The sequence below is a fragment of the Sphingomonas lacusdianchii genome, assembly GCF_022664395.1.
Lineage (GTDB): Bacteria > Pseudomonadota > Alphaproteobacteria > Sphingomonadales > Sphingomonadaceae > Sphingomonas > Sphingomonas lacusdianchii.
This window is the reverse complement of the sequence record NZ_JAKRET010000002.1, coordinates 305,733-325,554: the sequence shown is the minus strand read 5'-3', so window position 1 is coordinate 325,554 and position 19,822 is coordinate 305,733. Positions and strand designations below refer to the sequence as shown.

Here is a 19,822-nt window from a genome sequence, read left to right as displayed (position 1 = left end):
GTGATACGGTCATGCTGCACCGGGGCTTATCGATCGTCAATATCTGGTGTGGCTCGTCCTGCTGGCAAAAGCAGCTTTGCCCCCTCCCCGTTCGGTTCGAGCAGCTTCGAGCCTGTCGAGAAGCGTCGGTCGAGAACGCCCCGCTTGGGGCACCCCCTTCTCGACTACGGTTCTCGACAGGCTCGAACCTGCGCTCGAAGCGAACGGGTTAGTTTTGGGAAGGAGAGGGTTTCAGGACCGCACCCCATGGCCGCGCCGCTTCCACTTCGCCGCGATCCACCACCGCCATCCCAGCGCCGCGATCGCGTACCCCAGCACCGCGCCGACCACCGCACATACCAGCATCCCGAGCGCGGTTGCAGGTCCCACCTCCGCCACCAGCCAGTCGAGCCAGCCCGGCGGCGCGGCGACCGCGTTGCCGATCGGGTCGCCGGGCACGACGCGGTCGAGGTGGAGCAACCACGCACCGACCTTGTAGTACAGGATGAACAGCAACGGCGTGGTGATCGGATTGGTGAAGAAGGTGGTCAGCGCGGCGGCGGGAACGTTGGCGCGCAACGGCAGCGCGAGGACGGCGGACGCAGGAATCTGCCCCAGCGGGATCAGGATGCCGGTGAACATGCCGAGCGCGACGCCGCGCGGGACCGAGCGGCGGGTGAAGCGCCACAGTTCCGGGGCCAGCACGCGGTGCGCGACCGGGCGCAGGAACCGGATCGATTCGATCGATTCGCGCGTCGGCAGGTTCGCACGGACCCAGCGCAGCGCACGGCTGCCCAGACTCCGGTCTTCGCCCGCCGGATCAGCCACGGTCGCGGAGCAACCTTCCCTGTTCACGCTTCCAGTCCCGCTCCTTGATATGCTCGCGCTTGTCGTGGTTCTTGCGACCCCTGGCCAGTGCCAGTTCGACCTTCGCCCGCCCTTTTCCGTTGAAATACACCGACAGCGCGATCAGCGTCATGCCGTCGCGCGCCACCGCCCCGTGCATCTTGTTTATCTCGCGTTCGTGAAGCAGCAGTTTACGCGGGCGGCGCGGTTCGTGGTTGAAGCGGTTGCCGTGGCTGAATTCGGGGACGTTCGAATTGATGAGCCATACCTGTCCGTCGCGGACATCGGCATAGCTTTCGGTGATCGACCCCTCGCCGAAGCGCAGCGACTTCACCTCGGTACCGGTCAGCGCGATGCCGGCCTCGTAGACGGTGTCGATCTCGTAATCGAAGCGCGCGCGACGGTTTTCGGCGACGGTCTTCTTCTTGTCGAACAGTTGGGGACGCGGACGGCTCATGCCGCGGACATAGGGGGTCAGGGGGCGGAGGGGAAGCGCACGAAAAAATCCTCCCCATTCATGGGGAAGGGGGACCATGCGCAGCATGGTGGAGGGGGACGGCCACATACGGAACGGTTGCGTTGCGTGGACACCCCCCTCCACCACCGCTTCGCGGCGGTCCCCCTCCCCGCGCAGCGGGGAGGATCTTCAGGCGTCCAGTGCTTCCCGCACCTTCCTTGCTAGTTCGTCGACGTCGAACGGCTTGGGCAGCAGCCGGGTGCCCGGATCGAGCACGCCGTTATGCACCACGGCGTTGCGGGTATAGCCGGTCGTGTAGAGCACGCGCAGGTCGGGCCGCATCGCCAGCGCGCGGTCGGCTAGTTCGCGGCCGGTCATGCCGGGCATCACCACGTCGGTGAACAGCAACGTCACCTGCAATCCGTCTTCGAGCAGGCCGATCGCCTCCGGCCCGTCGGAAGCGTGGAAGACGTTGTAGCCGAGATCGCGCAGCACCTCGACCGAGAAGCTGCGGACGCGCGGCTCGTCCTCGACCACCAGGATCGATTCATGCAGGCCGCCGCCGCGGACCGGCGCCAGCGTTGCGCGCGCTGTGGGCGTCGGCGCCTCGCCATAGAAGCGCGGCAGGTAGAGCCGGACGGTCGTGCCGACATCGGGTTCGCTATAGATGCGGACATGGCCGCGCGACTGGCGGACGAAACCGAAGACCTGGCTCAGGCCCAGCCCGGTGCCGCGCCCGACCGGCTTGGTGGTGAAGAACGGGTCGAACGCCTTGGCCAGCACATCGGGCGCCATGCCGGTGCCGGTGTCGCTGACCGCGATCAGCACATATTGCCCGGCGGCCATATCGGCCTCCTGCGCATAATCGTCGCCGACATGCGCGTTGGCGGTCTCGATCGTCAGTCGTCCGCCATCGGGCATCGCGTCGCGGGCATTGACCGCGAGGTTGACGAGCGCATTCTCCAACTGTCCTCGATCCGCCTCCGCGCGCCACAGCCCGGCACCGAGCACCGTTTCGACCGCGATGCGTTCGCCCAGCGTCCGGGTCAGCAGGTCGGTCAGGTCGGTAATCAGCCGGTTGCCCTCGATCGGTTCGGGCGACAGCGGCGACTGGCGCGAAAAGGCGAGCAGGCGCTGGGTCAGCGCGGCGGCGCGCGTGGCTCCTTCCTTCGCCGCCTCGACATAGCGGCCGACATCGCTGCGGCCGGAGGCAAGACGGCGATCGATCATGTCGAGCCCGCCGATCACCACCGCCAACATGTTGTTGAAATCGTGGGCGATGCCGCCGGTCAACTGCCCGACCGCCTCCATCTTTTGCAGCTGGCGCACCTGTGTTTCGGCGGCGGCGCGGGCGGAGGCCGCATCGTGCAGTTCGGTCGCGACACGTTCGAGCTGCGCGCCCTGTCGCCCGACCTTCGCCTCCAGTCGCAGCAGCGCATCGGCGCGCTGGATGGTGACCCAGCTGATCTCGGCGATCTCCTGCACCAGCGCGACCTCGCTCGGCAGCCAGTGGCGCGGTTCGCCATGGCCGACGATCAGCAGCCCTTCGAGCCGCCCGTCGCGGCGCAGCGGCACGGCGAGGCCGGACCGGGCGCTGTAGCTGGCGACGGTCTCGGCTTCGAACCGGTCGTCCTGTGCGAAGGCATCGGACACGACCGTCCGCCCGGCGCGCAGCAGCGCGGTGTTGCTCCGCCCCATCCGGTCGATCGAATGATCGCCGGTCAGCGGCGGCAGCGCGCCGTCGTTCCAGCCGGCGATGTAGCGGACCCGGTTCTCGCCCACCCGCGCGAAACAGATGCGATGGACGTCGAGCCGCTCGCCCAACGCACGTGCGGTGAAGCGCATGATCGCATCGGGATCGGTCGCCGCCCGCTGGCGCGCGCTGAGCGACAGGACGAATTCGCGCTCGCTCTTCGCCGCCAGCGCCGCCAGTTCGGCCTGTTTGCGGTCGTCTATGTCGTAGCTTACGCCGGGGAAATGGGTGGGACGGCCTTCGTCGTCGAAACTGCACCGGCCCTGCGCCGAGACCCAGCGGCTGGTGCCATCAGCGCGCAGCAGGCGATATTCCGAAATGAAGGTGCCATCGCCCGACGGGTCCATCGCGACCGCGATCTGTCGCTGGGTGTTCGGAAGGTCGTCGGGGTGCAGGCCGGCGAAGAAGGTACCGATCGGTGCGCCCTTCTCCGCGACCGCTGGGTCGACGCCATACAGGAGCGCGAAGCGGGAATCGGCGCGGACGATATCGTTCTGCACGTCCCAGTCCCATGCACCGATATTGCGACCGGCCGACAATGCCTGTTGCAGCCGTTCGTCGGCGGCGGCGCGTTCCCGCTCGGCCACGACGCGCGCGGTGGTCTCGCCAGTGACGCAGAGCAGGCCGGCGACCCGGCCTTCGTCATCGAAGGCGGGCGAATAGGTGAAGGTCCACCAACTCTCCTCCGGCTCGCCGGTGCGGGCGAGATCGAGTTTCATGTCGGTGGCGGTGATGCTGCCCCCGGCCATGGTCTCTTCGACCAGCGGGATCAGTTCGTCCCAGATATTGGCCCAGACGATGTCGAACCGCTCGCCCAGCGCCCCGTCGAGGCGGACGCCGAGGATCGGGCGATAGGCATCGTTGAAGAAACACCGCAGGTCCGGACCCCAGGCGAGGAACATCGGCGTCGGGCAGGACAACATCATCGCCAGCAATGAACGCAGCGATACCGGCCAGGATTCGATCGGGCCGAGCGAGGTGCCCGACCAGTCACGGTCGGCGATTTCCCGACCGGTAACCGTTTGAAGCGACAAATGTCCGTTAGGCATATGGCGCACGTGTTAAGCGCACCACCGAGCGATCGCAATAACGTGCGTCGACCCGGTGCCATCCGTCAACTTATCAGTCCGGCATGCGCCAGCGCGGCATCGACCGCCGCCCGCGACGCTTCGGACGCCGGCGTCATCGGCAGGCGCAGGTCGGTCGGGAAGCCGGGACGAACGCGGCCAAGGGCGTATTTGACCGGCCCCGGCGACGCATCGCTGAACAGCGCGGCATGGAGCGGAAAGAGACGGTCCTGGATCGTCAGCGCCCGGCCGTAATCGCCCGCCGCGCACGCGTCCTGAAACTCGGCGCACATCGCGGGCGCGACATTGGCGGTGACCGAGATCGCCCCGACCCCGCCCATCGCCATGAAGGCAAGGGTCATGTCGTCATTGCCCGACAGTTGCGCGAAACCGGTGCCGCAGCGCAGCCGGTGTTCGGACACGCGCGCCATCTGCCCGGTCGCGTCCTTGATGCCGACGACGACGTCGGGAAACGCCTTCACGATCCGCTCGACCGTCTCCACCGCGATGTCGGTGATGGTGCGGCCGGGCACATTGTAGAGGACGATCGGCAGCCCGCCTTGCGATGCGAGCACCTCGAAATGGCGGAACACCCCCTCCTGATTGGGGCGGTTGTAATAAGGCGGGACCAGTAGCGCGGCGGCGGCACCTGCCGCCTTCGCCGCATGGATGTGGTGCAGCGCGACCGCGGTGTCGTTCGATCCGCAGCCGGCGATGACCGGCACGCGGCCCTGCGCCTGATCGACGCAGACGCGCACGACATGGTCATGCTCCTCGATCGTCATCGTCGCGGCTTCGCCGGTGGTGCCGCACGGGACCAGCGCGCTCGACCCGCTTTCGACCTGCCAGTCGACCAGCGCACGGAACGAGGCTTCGTCGAACCTGCCGTCGGCGAACGGCGTGACGAGGGCCGGGATCGATCCGGAAAACATGGTGGTTGCGCTCCGTGGACAGGGATTCGAGCCGAAAAGGTGGCGACAGATAGGGCGCGCTTCCATATCATGTCCAGTATGCTGACCACCGTGTTCAAGAGCGCGTTCCTGCTCACCGGCGTCGCGAGCGCCGCCATGGCCACCGGGCTGTTGCAAACCGCTCCGCAGGCCCCCGCCCCCGCCACGCCGCGACCGATCGTGCAACCGGTCGCGCCCGCCGCCCAGCCGATGGTGCAGCCGGTGCCCGCACCGGTCCCCTACGACCCGATCCAGCCGGTGCTGTCCGAATGGAAACGGTTGCAGCAATCGGACAATTATCCCTTCGCCGACTATGCCCGCTTCCTGCTGGCGCATCCCGGCTTTCCAGGCGAGACCAGCCGCCGCGCCGCCGCCGAAACCGTATTGGCCGATGGCGGGCAGGATGCGGCGACGGTACTGCGCTTCTTCACCCGTTTCCCGCCGCGCACCGCCGCCGGGCAGTTGCGCTATGCCGAGGCGCTGGCGGCCAGCGGGCGCCTGCCCGAGGCGCAGGCGGCGGCGCGTGCCGCATGGCGCAGGGGCGTGTTGCGGCCCAACGACGAAGCGACACTGCTTGCCCGTTTCGCCAGCGCGCTGGCCCCCGCCGATCACGACGCGCGCATGGACAAGATGCTGTGGCAGGGGGCGACGACCGTTGGGCTGCGCCAGATCGGCTATGTCTCGGCGGCGATGCGTCCGACCTTCGACGCGCGCATGGCGTTCCGCACCAACGCCGCCGATGCCAGCGTGCGCGGCGAACAGCCGGGCGTCGACCGCGCCGATCCGGGCTATATCGCCGACCGTGCCAGCTGGTTGCGCGCGTCGGGCCAGTCGGGGGCGGCGCGCGCCTATCTGGCCCAGCCGCGGCGCTTGTCGCGAACGCCCGGCGATATCGAGGAATGGCTCGAAGTCCTGCTGACCAATGCCCGTGCGGCGCAGGCGGACAGCCAGTATGACCTCGCCTATCGCATCGCCTCGCAGATCGACGATGCCTTCCCGGCGGGGACGGTCATTGCCGATGCCGGCTATGGCGAGCGCGACGATTATACCAGCCTCGCGTGGCTGGCGGGCACGGTCGCGCTGCAGCAACTCAACCGACCGAGCGACGCGACCGGCATGTTCGCGCGCTATGCCAGCGGCTCGCGCACGCCGACGGTGCGGACCAAGGGCTATTACTGGGCAGGCCGCGCGGCGGAGGCGGCGGGGGATCGTCCGACCGCCGATCGCTGGTATGCACAGGCGGCCGATCTGGGCGACCTGTTCTATGGCCAGTTGGCGAGCGAACGGATCGGTCGCCCGTTGCGCGCGCCGCCCGCCACCGCCGTTGCGACCGCCGTGCCGGCCGATCTGCGTACCGCCTATATGAATGGCGAAATGGCGCGGGCCACGCGCTATCTGGGTCGCACCGGCCAATATGCCGACCAGAGCCTGTTCATCCGCAAGATCGCCGAGGATGCGCGCAGCGACACCGATCATGCGCTGGCGGTCGAACTGGCCAAGGCGATCGACCGCCCCGACCTGGCGGTGATGGTCGGGCGCAGCGCGCTGCTGAACGGGCATAGCGACTATACGCTGGCGGGCTATCCATCGGTGCCGGTCGGCGGGCCACAACAGGACCAGTTCACGCTGATTCATGCCATTGCGCGGCAGGAAAGCCAGTTCGATCGCACCGCCGTCAGCCGCGCGGGCGCGCGCGGGCTGATGCAGTTGATGCCGGGCACCGCCCGCGAGACCGCGACGAAGCTGGGGCTGACCTACAGCCCGACCGCGCTCAACGATCCGGCGTTCAACATGGCGCTCGGGTCGAGCTACATTCAGCGGATGCTCGACTATTATGGCGGCAGCTATCCGCTGGCGATCGCGGCCTATAATGCGGGGCCGGGCAATGTGAACAAGTTCATCCGCGCCAATGGCGATCCCCGTACGCCGGGCGTCGACATGATCGAATGGATCGAGAAGATTCCGCTGTCGGAAACGCGCGGCTATGTGCAGCGCGTGCTGGAAAATGCCGTCGTCTATGACCTGATCCATGCCGACAAGGCCCGGTCGCGCGGGCCGAACAACCTTAGCTGGTATCTGGGGAAGAACCGACCGGGATGAGCGAACCGCGTCCGAATTACATCACGCCGGCGGGCTATGCCGTGTTGAAGGCCGAATATGACCAGTTGCTGGGCGAGGAGCGGCCGAAGCTGGTCGACGTCATCGCCTGGGCCGCAGGGAATGGCGACCGGTCGGAAAATGGCGACTATATCTATGGCCGCAAACGCCTTCGCGAGATCGACCGGCGGCTGGGTTTCCTCGCCAAGCGGATGAAGGCGGCTCGGGTCGTCGACCCCGCCGCGCAGACCGAACGCGGCCGGGCTTGGTTCGGCGCGACCGTGACGATCGCCGACGAGGACGACAATCACCGCACGCTGGAACTGGTCGGCGACGACGAGGCCGATGCCGGCAAGGGGCGGATCGGCTGGAACTCGCCGATGGCGCGTGCCTTGCGCGGCAGTGCGGTGGGCGACGTGCGCACGGTCGCGCTGCCGGCGGGCGCCAAGGAAGTTGAGGTGATGGCGATCGCCTATCCGTGATCGGCCGCCCTGCCACGGCGGTTATCGCATCCGAACCACCTCGTTACCGAGGACTTGATCGAGATCTTTGCGAACGTCCGCTTCACCGTATCCCCGCGAAGGCGGCGATCCAGGGTCGCACTCGCAGACCTTCGTTTTGCTTTGCTCTGGACCTCCGCCTTCGCGGGGGTACGGAACGGTCCAGGGATAGGCGGAACACTTACTTCGAGGTCCCGACTTAAATCCGGGATGACGTCCGGTAGGGCTGGGGTTCCGCAACAAATTCGGTACGCTGGCGAACCCAAGCGCAGCCCCGCCCGTTCGCTTCGAAGGAACGTGCCACGGAGAACCGATGCCCCATTACACGCCGCTGATTGGAACTATCGTCACCGCGCTCGTCGCGGCCTTCGTCATGGGGGCGGCGGCGCAGAAGCTGCGCGTGTCGCCGATCGCGGGCTATCTGCTGGCGGGCGTATTGATCGGGCCGTTCACGCCGGGCTTCGTCGCCAATTCGGGGATCGCGACCGAACTGGCGGAGATCGGCGTCATCCTGCTGATGTTCGGGGTCGGGCTGCATTTCTCGTTGAAGGACCTGTTGTCGGTATGGCGGATCGCGGTGCCGGGCGCCGTCGTGCAGATCGCGGTCGCGACGACGATGGGCTGGGGACTGAGCCAGTTTCTCGGCTGGTCGCTGATGGCCGGGATCGTGTTCGGCCTTGCTCTGTCGGTGGCCAGCACGGTGGTGCTGTTGCGGGCGCTGGAGGCGCGCGCGCTGGTGCAGACGGAACGCGGCCGGATCGCGGTCGGGTGGCTGATCGTCGAGGATCTGGCGATGGTGCTGGCGCTGGTTCTGCTGCCGGTCGTCGCCGCCGCGATCGATCCGGCCAAGGCGGCGGCGCCTGGCGCGATCGTGACCGCAGTCGTGATGACGCTGCTGAAGGTCACCGGCTTCGTCACGCTGATGCTGGTCGTCGGACGGCGGGTCATTCCATGGGCGCTGCACTGGGTGGTGCATACCGGATCGCGCGAGCTGTTCCGGCTGGCCGTACTGGCGATCGCGCTGGGCGTGGCGTTCGGGGCGGCATTGGCGTTCGACGTGTCGTTTGCCTTGGGCGCTTTCTTCGCGGGCATGATCCTCGGCGAAACCCCGCTCAGCCGGCGGGCGGCGCAAGAGACGCTCCCCTTGCGCGATGCGTTCGCGGTGCTCTTCTTCGTGTCGGTCGGCATGTTGTTCGACCCGAAGGTGCTGATGGAACAGCCCGGACCGTTGCTCGCCACCATCGCGATCATCGTGGTCGGCAAATCGGCCGCCGCGTGGGTGATCGTCCGCGCCTTCGGCCACCCCAATCGCACCGCCGCGACCATCGCCGCCAGCCTTGCGCAGATCGGCGAATTCTCGTTCATTCTCGCCGGGCTGGGTACCAATCTGGGCATCCTGCCTGATGCGGGGCGCGACCTGATCCTCGCGGGCGCGATCCTGTCGATCATGGTCAATCCGTTCCTGTTCGGCGCGGTTGCGGGACGTGGCGACGAACCGTCGGTGAACGCGGTGCGCGAGACCGAGCGCGAAAAGGCGCGCGAGGATCATGTCGTGCTGGTCGGCGCGGGCCGGGTCGGGCGGTTGATCGCGGAAGGGCTGCGCGACGCCGGCCGCGCCTTCGTCGTGATCGAGGATCAGGCCGATACCGCACGCGCCGCCGCCGCCCATGGCTGGAGCGTGGTGCTGGGCAATGCGCTCGATCCCAATGTGCTGCGCGACGCCGGCGTCGCCGACGCGACCAAGCTGCTGATCGCCATTCCCGGCGGGTTCGAGGCGGGCGCGATCGTCCAGCATGCGCGCGGAATGAACGCCGGCCTTTACATCCTGTCGCGCGCGCATTCGGCCGAGGAGGTCAGCTATCTGGAGCGTCACGGCGTCGACCAGGTGGTGCTGGGCGAGGAGGAACTGGCCCGCACCATGCTGCGCCGGGCGGAAGCGGAACGCGAGCGAACCGCCTGATGCAACGGATCGTTTCGATCATTGCGCTTGGGTAACGGACCCGTCGATGCGACATTGCGGCGGTTCCTTCACGGAGAAGCCCGTCATGCCCCTGCCCGCCTCCCTTGCCCCGCGCCTCCTCGCCGCGATGCGGATCGTGTTCGGCCTCGTCTTTCTCAGCCATGGCGTGTCGAAGCTGTTCGGCCTGCCCCCCTTTCCGATGCCGATGAACGGCATGCTGTATGCGGCGGCGGGGCTGGAACTGGTCGGCGGTGCGCTGTTGGTCGTCGGACTGTTCGTCCGGCCGGCGGCGTTCGTGCTGTCGGGGATGATGGCGGTCGCCTATTTCATGGCGCATGCGCCGCAAGGCCCCTTCCCGATCACCAATGGCGGCGAGGCCGCGGCGCTCTATTGTTTCGCCTTCCTGTACATGGCGGCGGCCGGTGGGGGCACGTGGAGCATCGACGCCGCCCGGCACCGCGCCTGACGGTTTCGGTCGCGCCCGTCCGCCGAGTGCGATAGACGGGCGCCATGGCCAATCATCACGCTCCCACCGGCAACGTCGCGTTGCTGATCGATGCCGACAATGCCGGCGCCGCCTATCTCGATTCGGTGCTGACGGTGCTGGCCGAGTTCGGCACCGTCAACGTCCGGCGCGCCTATGGCAATTGGGAGAAGCCGGGCCTGAAAAGCTGGAAGGCGCTGCTGATGCGCCATGGCATCGAGCCGTTCCAGCAATTCGACATCACCAAGGGGAAGAACGCGACCGACATGCGGATGACCATCGACGCGATGGACCTGCTGCTGCGCGGACGGATCACCGGGTTCGGGATCATGTCGTCGGACAGCGACTTCATGCCGCTCGCCCAGCGCATCCGGCAGGAAGGGGTGCCGGTCTATGGTTTCGGCACCGACCGCACACCCGAGGGGTTTCGGGAGAGTTGCACGCGGTTCATCGACGTCGCCTCGCTGGACGTCGAGGATGTGGCAAACATGCCCCTGCCGCCCGCGATCGGCGGGGTCGCGGCGCCGGTCGCGGCGCCCGCGGCCAAACCTGCCCCCGCCCCGGCGCGCAAGCAGCAGAAGATCGATGCGGCGTTGGTGAAGCTGCTGTCCGACGCGTATGATGCGTCCAAGGTCGACAAGCGCGGCTTCGCCAGCCTGTCGGAAGTCGGGCAGCGCGCAGCGAACCGGTCGAGCTTCGATACCCGCAACTATGGGTTCAAGCGGCTGTCGGACCTGATCGAGAAAGTGAAGGCGTTCGAGGTCGAACGCCGCGATACCGGGGTTTTCGTAAAGCTGGTTTGAGGGTGTTCCCTAGCGATATCCGTTTGCTTCGAGCAGGTTCGAGCTGTCGAGAACCGACGGTCGAGAAGGCGGTTGCCACGAACGGGGTGTTCTCGAAAGACGCTTCTCGACGAGCTCGAAGCTGCTTGAACCGAACGGAGGGCACGCGGGGGCGACCCCCTACACCCCCTCGGGCAATGGCATCGAGAACATCACCCGCGTCCCCGGCCCGGCATCCTCGAACAAGAGCGTGCCGCCCAGTTGCCGGGTCAGGCTGTTCACCATCCGCATTCCCAGGCTGGTCGGTCGCGCCACGGTCGGATCGAGGTCCGCCGGCAGCCCGACGCCCTGGTCGACCACCGTCATCGTGAGTGCCCCGTCGTCGCACCGCGTCACGATCCGCACCGGACCGCCGCCCTCGCCATAGGCATATTTGACCGCGTTGGTGACCAGTTCGGTCAGCAACAGGCCGAGCGGGATCGCGGTATCGCCGCTGACCACCAACGGCGCGATGTCGCAGTCGATCGCATGGTCAGGCGCCTGTTCGCGCAACTGGTCGGCGATGCCGCACAGCAGCCGGTCGAGCGCGACCACGCCGACGCGCTCGCCCTGCCAAAGCTGGTCATGCGCCTGCCCGATCGCGACGATCCGCGCCTGCGCATCGCCCAGCATCCGCTGCACGCGTGGGTCGTCATCCTCGCGCATCTGCAGGTTGAGCATCGCCGACACCATGGCAAGGCTGTTCTTGACCCGGTGCGACGCCTCGCGCGTCAGCAATTCCTGATGCTCGATCGCGGCGCGCAGATTGGCCTCGGCCTCCAGCCGTTCGATCGCCACGCCGATCAGATTGGCGAAGCCCTGCATGAAGGCGAGGTCGTCCTCCTCGAACCGGCCATCCGATCGGCTGTCGACCTCCAGCACGCCGAAGCGCTTGCCGTTCGCCTCGACCAGCACGTTGATCGCGCGCTTCACGCCGTGATCGGCCATGAAGTCGGGCGTGCGAAAGCGCTTCTCGTCGCGAAGATGGTTGGAGATCACCGCCTCGCCGGTCTGGAAGGCGAAGCCGGCCGGCGATCCGAGATCGTCGCCCATCTCCGCACCACCAACCACGCCCTCGTTCCAGCCGATGCCGGCGCGGACGATCAGCCCGCCGCGCGCCGCATCATGGTGCAGGAACTTGGCCAGCCGGGTGCGCATGCCGCGCGCAGCCAGCTCGACCGCGGCACGGACGATTTCGTCGATATCGCGGCTGCGCAGCGCGATCCCGCCGAACTCGGCCAGAATGCGCTGCTGGTCGAGGCGATATCGGATCGCATCGGCGGGATCGTCAGACCCCGCCCCATTTTCCTCGACCACCGGCATCGGATCAGCGGGTCAGCTTCTTGTACGCCAGCCGCGTCGGACGATCGGCGGCATCGCCCATGCGGCGGCGCTTGTCGGCCTCATAGGCTTCGAAGTTGCCCTCGAACCATTCGACATGGCTGTCGCCTTCGAACGCCAGAATGTGGGTGCACAGGCGATCGAGGAAGAAGCGATCGTGGCTGATGACCACGGCGCAGCCGGCGAACGACTCCAGCGCCTCTTCCAATGCCCGCAGCGTTTCGACGTCGAGGTCGTTGGTCGGTTCGTCGAGCAGCAGGACGTTGCCGCCCTCCTTCAGCATCTTGGCGATATGGACGCGATTGCGTTCACCGCCCGACAGCTGCCCGACCTTCTTCTGCTGGTCCTGCCCCTTGAAGTTGAACGCGCCGACATAGGCACGCGTGCCGAGTTCCTGCTTGCCGAAGCGGAACACGTCGAGGCCGTCCGACACCTCTTCCCAGACATTCTTGTTGGGGTCGAGATCGTCGCGCGACTGATCGACATAGCCGAGCTTCACCGTCTGCCCGACCTCGATCTTGCCGCCATCGGGCTGTTCCTGCCCGGTGATGAGCTTGAACAGCGTCGACTTGCCCGCGCCGTTCGGGCCGATCACGCCGACGATACCGCCGGGCGGCAGGTTGAAGTCGAGATTTTCGAACAGCAGCTTGTCGCCATACGCCTTGGTCAAACCCTCGGCCTCGATCACCTTGCCGCCGAGGCGTTCGGGAATCTGGATGAGGATCTGCGCCTTGCCGACCGCGCGATTCTCCTGCCGTTCGACCAGTTCGTCGAACGCACGGATACGCGCCTTGGACTTGGTCTGGCGCGCCTTGGGCGTCTGCCGCATCCATGCCAGTTCGTCCTGGATCGCCTTGGCCCGGCCGGCTTCCTCGCGCTCCTCCTGTTCGAGGCGCTTGGCCTTCTTTTCCAGATAGCCCGAATAGTTCGATTCGTAGGTGTAGTAACGGCCGCGATCGAGTTCGAGCACCCAGTTGACGACATTGTCGAGGAAGTAGCGATCGTGGGTGACGAGGATGACGTTGCCGGTATATTCCTTGAGGTAATTTTCCAGCCACGCGACGCTTTCGGCGTCCAGATGGTTGGTCGGTTCGTCGAGCAGCAGGATTTGCGGCTTTTCGAGCAGCAGCTTGCACAGCGCGACGCGGCGCTTTTCACCGCCTGACAGGTTTTCGACCGATGCGTCGCCTGGCGGGCAGCGCAGCGCTTCCATTGCGATCTCGAGCTGGTTGTCGAGGCTCCAGCCATCGACCGCGTCGATCTTCGCCTGAAGCTCGCCCATCTCCTCCATCAGCGCGTCGAAATCGGTGTCGTCCTGCGGGTCGCCCATTTCGGCCGAGATGGCGTTGAAGCGATCGACAAGGTCCGCGACCGGACGCACGCCATCCTTGACGTTTTCCATGACCGTCTTGGTCGGATCGAGCTTCGGCTCCTGCGGCAGATAGCCGACCTTGATCCCTTCGGCGGCCCAGGCTTCGCCGGTGAATTCGGTGTCGATGCCGGCCATGACCTTCATCAGCGTCGACTTGCCCGCGCCGTTGGGACCGATGATCGCGATCTTCGCATCGGGAAGGAATTGCAGGTGGATGTTGTTCAGCACCGGCTTGTTCGCACCGGGGAAGGTCTTGGTCAGACCCTTCATCACATAGCTGTACTGTACGGCCATTGCCGAAGGCTCCGTTTCGAATGTCTGGATGGGGAATAAGCGTCTGCCGCGATGTAGCGATGGGCCGATGACTTGGCAACGCGCGGCCCATCAGGCGACGTGGACCGACAAATCCTCTCCACGTCGTGGGGAGGGGGACCGTCCGCAGGACGGTGGAGGGGGGTGGCAGCATACGGAACGGTTGCGTTGCGCGGCCCTCCCCCTCCACCAGCTTCGCTGGTCCCCCTCCCCGCAGGCGGGGATTTGCGTTCTTTGAAGCTGTCCGTATGGAACGGGAAAGAACCGAACTAGGGGAACCCAATGCGCCGCCTGCTCCTCGCCGCCCTCGCCCTGCCCCTCCCCGCCCTTGCCCAGACGATCGACGTCACCGCCCTGCGCGATGCGGCGCTGACCGATACCGTCGCGTGGGACATTACCGAAGGCCTGACCACCGAGATCGGCCCGCGCCTTGCCGGCACGCCCGACGAAGCGCGCGCCCGCGACTGGGCGGTGGCACGGCTGAAGGCACTGGGGTTCAGCAATGTCCGCATCGAACCCTATCAGATGCCGGTCTGGGTCCGGGGCGAGGAGCGCGCCGCCATCATCAGCCCCTTCCCGCAACCGCTGGCGATCACCGCGCTCGGCAATTCGGGCGAGACGCCGGCCAAGGGTCTGGAAGCCGAGATCGTCTATTTCCCGACGCTCGACGATCTGAAGGCCGCGCCGACCGGCAGCCTGAAGGGCAAGATCGCGTTCGTCAGCCATGCCATGGCCGCGACGCAGGATGGGTCGAGCTATGGCGCGTTCGGCGCGGTCCGTCGGGCGGGTCCGGCGATCGCCGCGCAAAAGGGCGCGGCGGCGATCGTCATCCGTTCGCTCGGCACCGACCATCATCGCAACCCGCATGCCGGCAGCACGGTCTTTCCGGCAGGCACCGTGGCCATCCCGGCGGGCGCGCTGTCGGTGCCCGATGCCGAACAGCTCGAACGCGTATTGAAGCGCGGACGCCCTGTCCGCCTGCGCCTGACGCTGACCCCGCGCCAGATCGGGATGCGTGAATCGGGCAACGTCATCGCCGAAGTCCCGGGGAGCGATCCCGCCGCCGGCGTCGTGCTGATCGGCGGGCATCTCGACAGCTGGGACCTCGGCACCGGCGCGTTCGACGATGCCGCCGGCCTCGGCATCACGACCGCGGCTGCCAAACGGATCATGGACGCCGGTCGCCCGCGCCGCACGATCCGCGTCGTGTGGTTCGGTGCCGAGGAAGTCGGCGGCGTCGGCGGCGCCGCCTATGCGAAGGCGCATGCCGGAGACCGTCACGCCCTAGCCGCCGAAAGCGATTTCGGCGCGGACCGGGTGTGGCGGTTCGACGTCGCCCTGCCCCCCGAATCGGCCGCGATCGGCGACCGGCTCGCTGCGGCACTGGCCCCGCTCGGCATCACGCGCGGCACCGCCGTCGCGGGTGACGGGACCGATATCGGACCGACGCTGGCGCAAAATGTCGCTGCCATCGACCTTACCCAATCCGGCCTGCGCTATTTCGATCTGCACCACACCCCCGACGATACGCTGGACAAGGTCGACCCTGTGCAATTGCAGCAAAACGTAGCGGCATGGACGGCGATGCTGGCCGTCGTCGCCAACGCGCCGGAACCGATCGGACCGTTTCGTCGCAAGTAGGAAACGGTCCGCCATTGGTCGCAAAGCCGCATTCCTGCCACAATTGACGATTGACGGCAGCGTGGAAGGCGCTATTGCGGCAACTTCGCGACGGCGGTGACGCCGGCCTTTCGCGAAATGGATTTCTCTGGGAGTTACCCTTATGAAGAAGATCATGCTCGTCGCCGCCGCAGCCGGCCTCCTCTCGGTCGCCGCTTGCAAGAACACCCCGACCGACAACGCCGCTGACGCAGCGTCGGACAACCTCGAAATGCTGGCCGACAACCTCGAAGCGCAGGCTGAGAACACCTCGAACGAAGCCGTCGCTGCCGACCTGATGAACGCTTCGGAAAACGCCGAAGACGCGTCGGACGCGATCGAGAACTCGGCCGAGCACAACGGCATGTAATTCCCTTTCCCGTAGGCTTCCAAGCCACGGGAAACCGGATTTCGGAAAGGGCGCCCCGGCAACGGCGGCGCCCTTTTTCGTGCCTGAAACCGATCGTTACGCCCTCGACGCCACGGTGGCGCGATTGGGGCATGATTACGGCCGGGACATTGCGCAGCATGAACGCGCGCCGTCCCCCGCCTACTCCAAATGAAGGACAGAAGGCGTCCGGCGACTGCCCTATGATCTTCCGTCGTGCAGCGGGAGGCGATCGATGTTCGGGCGGGCAGGAACCTACGGACGCTGCTGCGTCGCCGTCACAGCACTGCTATTCTCCGTCCCGTCCGCCGCGCAACTCGCGTCCGGCGTGACGATGCCGCCCGAACTGGGTGCCGCCTATGGCCGATTCGGCGAGGCGATGGTGCAGGACCTGCTCGACCATCGCGATTGCCGCAAACGCATCACGCTGATTTACCGTAAGCCCGAAGTGACGGCGGTCATGGGCTTTGCGGCGATGGTCCCGACCAGGGGACCGGGGCGGGCGAACAGGTGATGCGGCCCGTAACCGACATCCGGGCTAGGCGCGGCGATGCGTGGCAGTTGATCGCGCGGCAGGCGGCGATCGCCGACATGCGGTAACGCCGGATCGCAGGCGTCCTTCAAGGGAGGGAATCATGCCATATCGTCATGCCCATCGCTGGCTGTCGCTCCTGTTTCCGATGATCGCCCTCGCGTTCTGGCCCGGCTATTTCGGACGGCTGCGCGAGGCGCCATTCGCCCTGCATGCGCATGGCATCACCGCGACCGCGTGGCTGGCGCTGTTGACGGTCCAGAGCTGGTCGATCGCCACCCGGCGGATTGCGTGGCATCGGAGGTGCGGCCTTGCCACCTTCGTCGTCCTGCCACTGTTCGCGGCAGCCGGGCCGCTCGCGCTGCACAGCATGGCATCGCTGTGGCGGAGCGGTGCCGACCCGTTTCATGCCACCTATGGCGCGCGGCTGGCGAGCGCCGACATAATCGCCGGAGCCTCGGTCATCGCCATGGTCGCCTATGCCCTTGCCCGACGCCGCTTGGTGGTGGCGCATGGTTCGGCCACGCTGGCGACGGCGCTACTGGTGCTGCCGCCGATCCTTGGCCGGCTGCTGCCGGCGATCCCGGGCTTTCCGATCGGCGGCTCGGCAGGATTTGGCGGATTTCACCTGTCATTCCACCTCGCCAACCTGCTGACGTTGCTGATCGCCACCTTGCTCGCGGCGCGCAGCCCGGGGCGCGGCATCGGTTTCACCCTCGCCGCCGTCGCTACTGCCGCACAGATGATCGCGTTCGAGACCATCGGCGGCACCGCGGCATGGGAACGTTGCGTGACGCTGCTGACCGAGCTTCCGCCCGCACCGCTGGCGGTCGCCGCCGCCATGGCCAGCGGGGCACTGCTCTACGCGGCATGGCGGCAAGTCCCGCCGCGCACCGTTCGCGCCGTTCCTGCCACCACGGGCGATCTGTAGCGATCAGCCCGGGGGCGTCGCGTCGGGTGTCCAGCCATGTGCCCGCACATCCTGCAAGACGTCACCCGACAGATCGGGTTTCCCGCCGCCTGGAAACGCGACGCTGAACGATGTCGCGCATGGAGACGAAGGCGGGCGGTCGGTCGAAGATACGCCTGTTCGTATCTCTACTGTCGTAAGGCTGGCGGGCCTGACATCCGGCACGACTGTCGTCTGGCGCGCGCTGGTCGCTGGCGGGAACGACGGTGTCGTCGCGCCTGTAGAATGCGCCGGCCCGTCGCGCCGGCCGTTCCTCACGCGCGATAGCCGCCTTGCCGTTCGAGCATCCAGCCGGGATATTCCGCCGGCAGCTTCGTCACTGCATCGAGCGCGGCAAGATCGTCGGTGTCGAGCGAGACGCCGGTCGCGGCGATGTTGTCGGCAAGCTGGTCGACCCGCTTCGCGCCAATGATGACGCTCGTGACCACCGGCTGATGGAGCAGCCAGGCGAGCGCCACCTGTGCGACGGTGCAACCCTTCGCGCCCGCGATGCGGCGCATTTCCGCGAGGGCCGCCGAGCCGCGGCTGCGGTCGACCGGCGGAAAGTCGAAGGTCGCGCGCCGGCCGTCCGCCGCTTGGCCCTCGCCGTCATATTTGCCCGACAGATAGCCGCCGGCCAGCGGACTCCACACCATCAGCCCGATCTTCTCGGACCGGAGCATCGGCACGATCTCGCGTTCCAGGTCGCGGCCGACCAGCGTGTAATATGCCTGAAGCGACAAGATCGGCGCGAGCCGCCGCGCTTGCGTGATGCCGACCGCCTTCACCACTTGCCACGCCGCCCAGTTGGAAAGGCCGAGATAGCGGACATGACCGTGACGGACGAGCGTGTCGAGCGCCTCCAGCGTCTCCTCGATCGGGGTCGCAGGGTCGAAGCCGTGGATCTGGTACAGGTCGATATGGTCGAGCCCAAGGCGCTGGAGGCTCTGCTTGCACTGGCCGATGATGTGCCCGCGCGAGGCGCCGCGTGCGTTGGGGCCGTCCCCCATCGGTCCCAGCACCTTGGTCGCGATCACGACATCGTCGCGGGCGACACCGAGGTTCTTCAGCGACTGGCCAAGGATACGTTCGCTCTCGCCGCCGGCATAAACGTTGGCGGTGTCGATGAAGTTGATGCCGGCGTCGAGTGCGGTCTTCATCAGCGCGTCGGCCTCCTCCTGCCGGAGCTTGCCGATCTGGCCCCACATGCCCTCGCTGCCGCCGAAGGTCATGGTGCCGAGGCAGAGTTCAGACACGAAGAGGCCGCTGTGGCCGAGCTGGCGCATGCGCATGGGTCGTTCTCCTGATGAAACCGGATGTGACCGAAATAGACGGCGAACGTGGGGCGCGGCGACGCCGATCCGATCAATGTCCTGCCCGATCCTATCAAAGCATCGCATCGACCCGTGCATGCGCAGCCACCGGCGGTTATCGTTCGGTCCATGACGAGCCTATGCGATCTCGCGCCGCTGATCGAACGCCACTGGCGGACCCATGGCCGGGAGACACCGATCGACGGCCTGCTGATCAACCGTGCGGACATGCCGTGCGCCCTGATCCCCGCGCTATACCGGCCTTCCTTCTGTCTCGTCGTACAGGGTGGCAAGATTTCGGTGCTGGGCGGCGTGGCCTATCGCTATGCCGCCGGCCAGTGCCTGCTTGCCTCGGTCGACCTGCCGGTGACGTCGCGGATCACGGAGGCCAGCCCTGATCGCCCCTATCTCGCGCTGTCGCTTGCGATCGATCCGGCGATCGTGGCCGAACTGCTGGTCGAGCAGGCGGCGGCGCGCGACGCGTCGCCCGGCTTCGCCGCGCTGGCGACCAGCGATCACGACCCGGCGCTGCGCGATCCTTTCAGGCGTTTGCTCGAACTGCTGGACTGCCCCCACGACCAGGCGGTGCTCGTGCCGATGATCCGGCGCGAGATCGTCTGGCGGCTGCTCGGCGGTCCGTTGGGGCCGTCGCTGCGCCAGATCGGGCTCTCCGATACCCACGCCGCAAGGATCGGCCGCGCCACCGCCCACATCCGCGACCATTATGCCGACACGCTGCGCGTCGCCGATCTGGCGGCGCTGGCAGGCATGAGCGTCCCCGGCTTCCACCGCCATTTCAAGGCGGTGACGACAATGACGCCGGTGCAGTTCCAGAAGCAGGTACGATTGCAGGAAGCCCGCCGCCGGCTGATCGCCGCCGAGGAGGTCGCGCGCGTCGGCTTCGCCATCGGCTATGAGAGCCTGTCACAGTTCAGCCGCGACTATCGTCGCCTATTCGGTGCGCCGCCGGGCCGGGATGCCGCCGCGATCCGCGCGCAACTCGTGCCGGATCCGGCGCTGCCGTGATACTTACCCGGTCAGG

Annotated in this window: 17 protein-coding genes; 10 read left to right on the top strand and 7 right to left on the bottom strand. The window is 67.0% G+C overall.

What is annotated here, in order from left to right; genetic code table 11:
• Positions 1-231 precede the first annotated feature (231 nt).
• From MF607_RS04275 to dapA, 4 genes are all read right to left on the bottom strand, one after another.
• The gene (locus MF607_RS04275) at positions 232-807 is read right to left on the bottom strand and encodes a DUF2062 domain-containing protein (RefSeq protein ID WP_242116226.1); all 576 of its coding nucleotides are present in this window, start codon (positions 805-807) and stop codon (positions 232-234) included.
• Complete coding sequence (smpB, locus tag MF607_RS04270) at positions 800-1,282, bottom strand: SsrA-binding protein SmpB (RefSeq protein WP_242116223.1); 483 nt, start codon at positions 1,280-1,282, stop codon at positions 800-802. Before smpB ends, MF607_RS04275 begins: the two co-directional genes overlap by 8 nt.
• A gap of 189 nt (positions 1,283-1,471) precedes the next feature.
• Complete coding sequence (locus tag MF607_RS04265; RefSeq protein ID WP_242116219.1) at positions 1,472-4,069, bottom strand: ATP-binding protein; 2,598 nt, start codon at positions 4,067-4,069, stop codon at positions 1,472-1,474.
• Positions 4,070-4,149: 80 nt separating this feature from the next.
• Positions 4,150-5,034, bottom strand: coding sequence for a 4-hydroxy-tetrahydrodipicolinate synthase (gene dapA, locus MF607_RS04260; protein ID WP_242116217.1), 885 nt, complete (start codon positions 5,032-5,034; stop codon positions 4,150-4,152).
• 78 nt (positions 5,035-5,112) lie between these two features.
• On the opposite strand from dapA, the gene MF607_RS04255 reads away from it, so the two are divergent.
• From MF607_RS04255 to MF607_RS04235, 5 genes are all read left to right on the top strand, one after another.
• Positions 5,113-7,152: a lytic transglycosylase domain-containing protein gene (locus tag MF607_RS04255; protein WP_242116449.1), complete on the top strand. Its 2,040-nt coding sequence runs from the start codon at positions 5,113-5,115 to the stop codon at positions 7,150-7,152.
• Complete coding sequence (gene greB, locus MF607_RS04250; protein WP_242116216.1) at positions 7,149-7,631, top strand: transcription elongation factor GreB; 483 nt, start codon at positions 7,149-7,151, stop codon at positions 7,629-7,631. The genes MF607_RS04255 and greB overlap by 4 nt, the downstream gene beginning before the upstream one ends.
• Before the next feature lie 331 nt (positions 7,632-7,962).
• Entirely contained in the window at positions 7,963-9,609 is a 1,647-nt protein-coding gene (locus MF607_RS04245) for a cation:proton antiporter domain-containing protein (protein ID WP_242116212.1), read from the top strand.
• 85 nt (positions 9,610-9,694) lie between these two features.
• On the top strand, positions 9,695-10,075 hold the full coding sequence (locus MF607_RS04240) for a DoxX family protein (protein WP_242116207.1): 381 nt from the start codon (positions 9,695-9,697) through the stop codon (positions 10,073-10,075).
• Positions 10,076-10,119: 44 nt separating this feature from the next.
• On the top strand, positions 10,120-10,896 hold the full coding sequence (locus MF607_RS04235; RefSeq protein ID WP_242116204.1) for an NYN domain-containing protein: 777 nt from the start codon (positions 10,120-10,122) through the stop codon (positions 10,894-10,896).
• A gap of 159 nt (positions 10,897-11,055) precedes the next feature.
• Here MF607_RS04235 and MF607_RS04230 read toward each other — a convergent pair whose 3' ends face one another.
• Entirely contained in the window at positions 11,056-12,231 is a 1,176-nt protein-coding gene (locus MF607_RS04230) for a sensor histidine kinase (RefSeq protein WP_242116201.1), read from the bottom strand.
• A 10-nt stretch (positions 12,232-12,241) separates the two neighbouring features.
• Complete coding sequence (gene ettA, locus MF607_RS04225; RefSeq protein WP_242116198.1) at positions 12,242-13,921, bottom strand: energy-dependent translational throttle protein EttA; 1,680 nt, start codon at positions 13,919-13,921, stop codon at positions 12,242-12,244.
• 300 nt (positions 13,922-14,221) lie between these two features.
• Here ettA and MF607_RS04220 point away from each other — a divergent pair, with 300 nt between their 5' ends.
• The 4 genes from MF607_RS04220 to MF607_RS04205 all read left to right on the top strand — a co-directional run bounded on the left by MF607_RS04220 (position 14,222) and on the right by MF607_RS04205 (position 17,449).
• On the top strand, positions 14,222-15,580 hold the full coding sequence (locus MF607_RS04220; protein WP_242116195.1) for a M20/M25/M40 family metallo-hydrolase: 1,359 nt from the start codon (positions 14,222-14,224) through the stop codon (positions 15,578-15,580).
• A gap of 142 nt (positions 15,581-15,722) precedes the next feature.
• Positions 15,723-15,968 (top strand): putative periplasmic lipoprotein, encoded by a 246-nt coding sequence (locus MF607_RS04215; RefSeq protein WP_242116191.1) that lies wholly within the window; start codon positions 15,723-15,725, stop codon positions 15,966-15,968.
• A gap of 253 nt (positions 15,969-16,221) precedes the next feature.
• The gene (locus MF607_RS04210; RefSeq protein WP_242116189.1) at positions 16,222-16,500 is read left to right on the top strand and encodes a hypothetical protein; all 279 of its coding nucleotides are present in this window, start codon (positions 16,222-16,224) and stop codon (positions 16,498-16,500) included.
• A 121-nt stretch (positions 16,501-16,621) separates the two neighbouring features.
• Complete coding sequence (locus MF607_RS04205; protein ID WP_242116188.1) at positions 16,622-17,449, top strand: hypothetical protein; 828 nt, start codon at positions 16,622-16,624, stop codon at positions 17,447-17,449.
• A gap of 293 nt (positions 17,450-17,742) precedes the next feature.
• Here the strand turns inward: MF607_RS04205 and MF607_RS04200 are convergent, their stop codons facing one another.
• On the bottom strand, positions 17,743-18,759 hold the full coding sequence (locus MF607_RS04200) for an aldo/keto reductase (RefSeq protein ID WP_242116187.1): 1,017 nt from the start codon (positions 18,757-18,759) through the stop codon (positions 17,743-17,745).
• A 150-nt stretch (positions 18,760-18,909) separates the two neighbouring features.
• Here MF607_RS04200 and MF607_RS04195 point away from each other — a divergent pair, with 150 nt between their 5' ends.
• Complete coding sequence (locus MF607_RS04195) at positions 18,910-19,806, top strand: AraC family transcriptional regulator (protein WP_242116186.1); 897 nt, start codon at positions 18,910-18,912, stop codon at positions 19,804-19,806.
• Positions 19,807-19,822 lie beyond the last annotated feature (16 nt).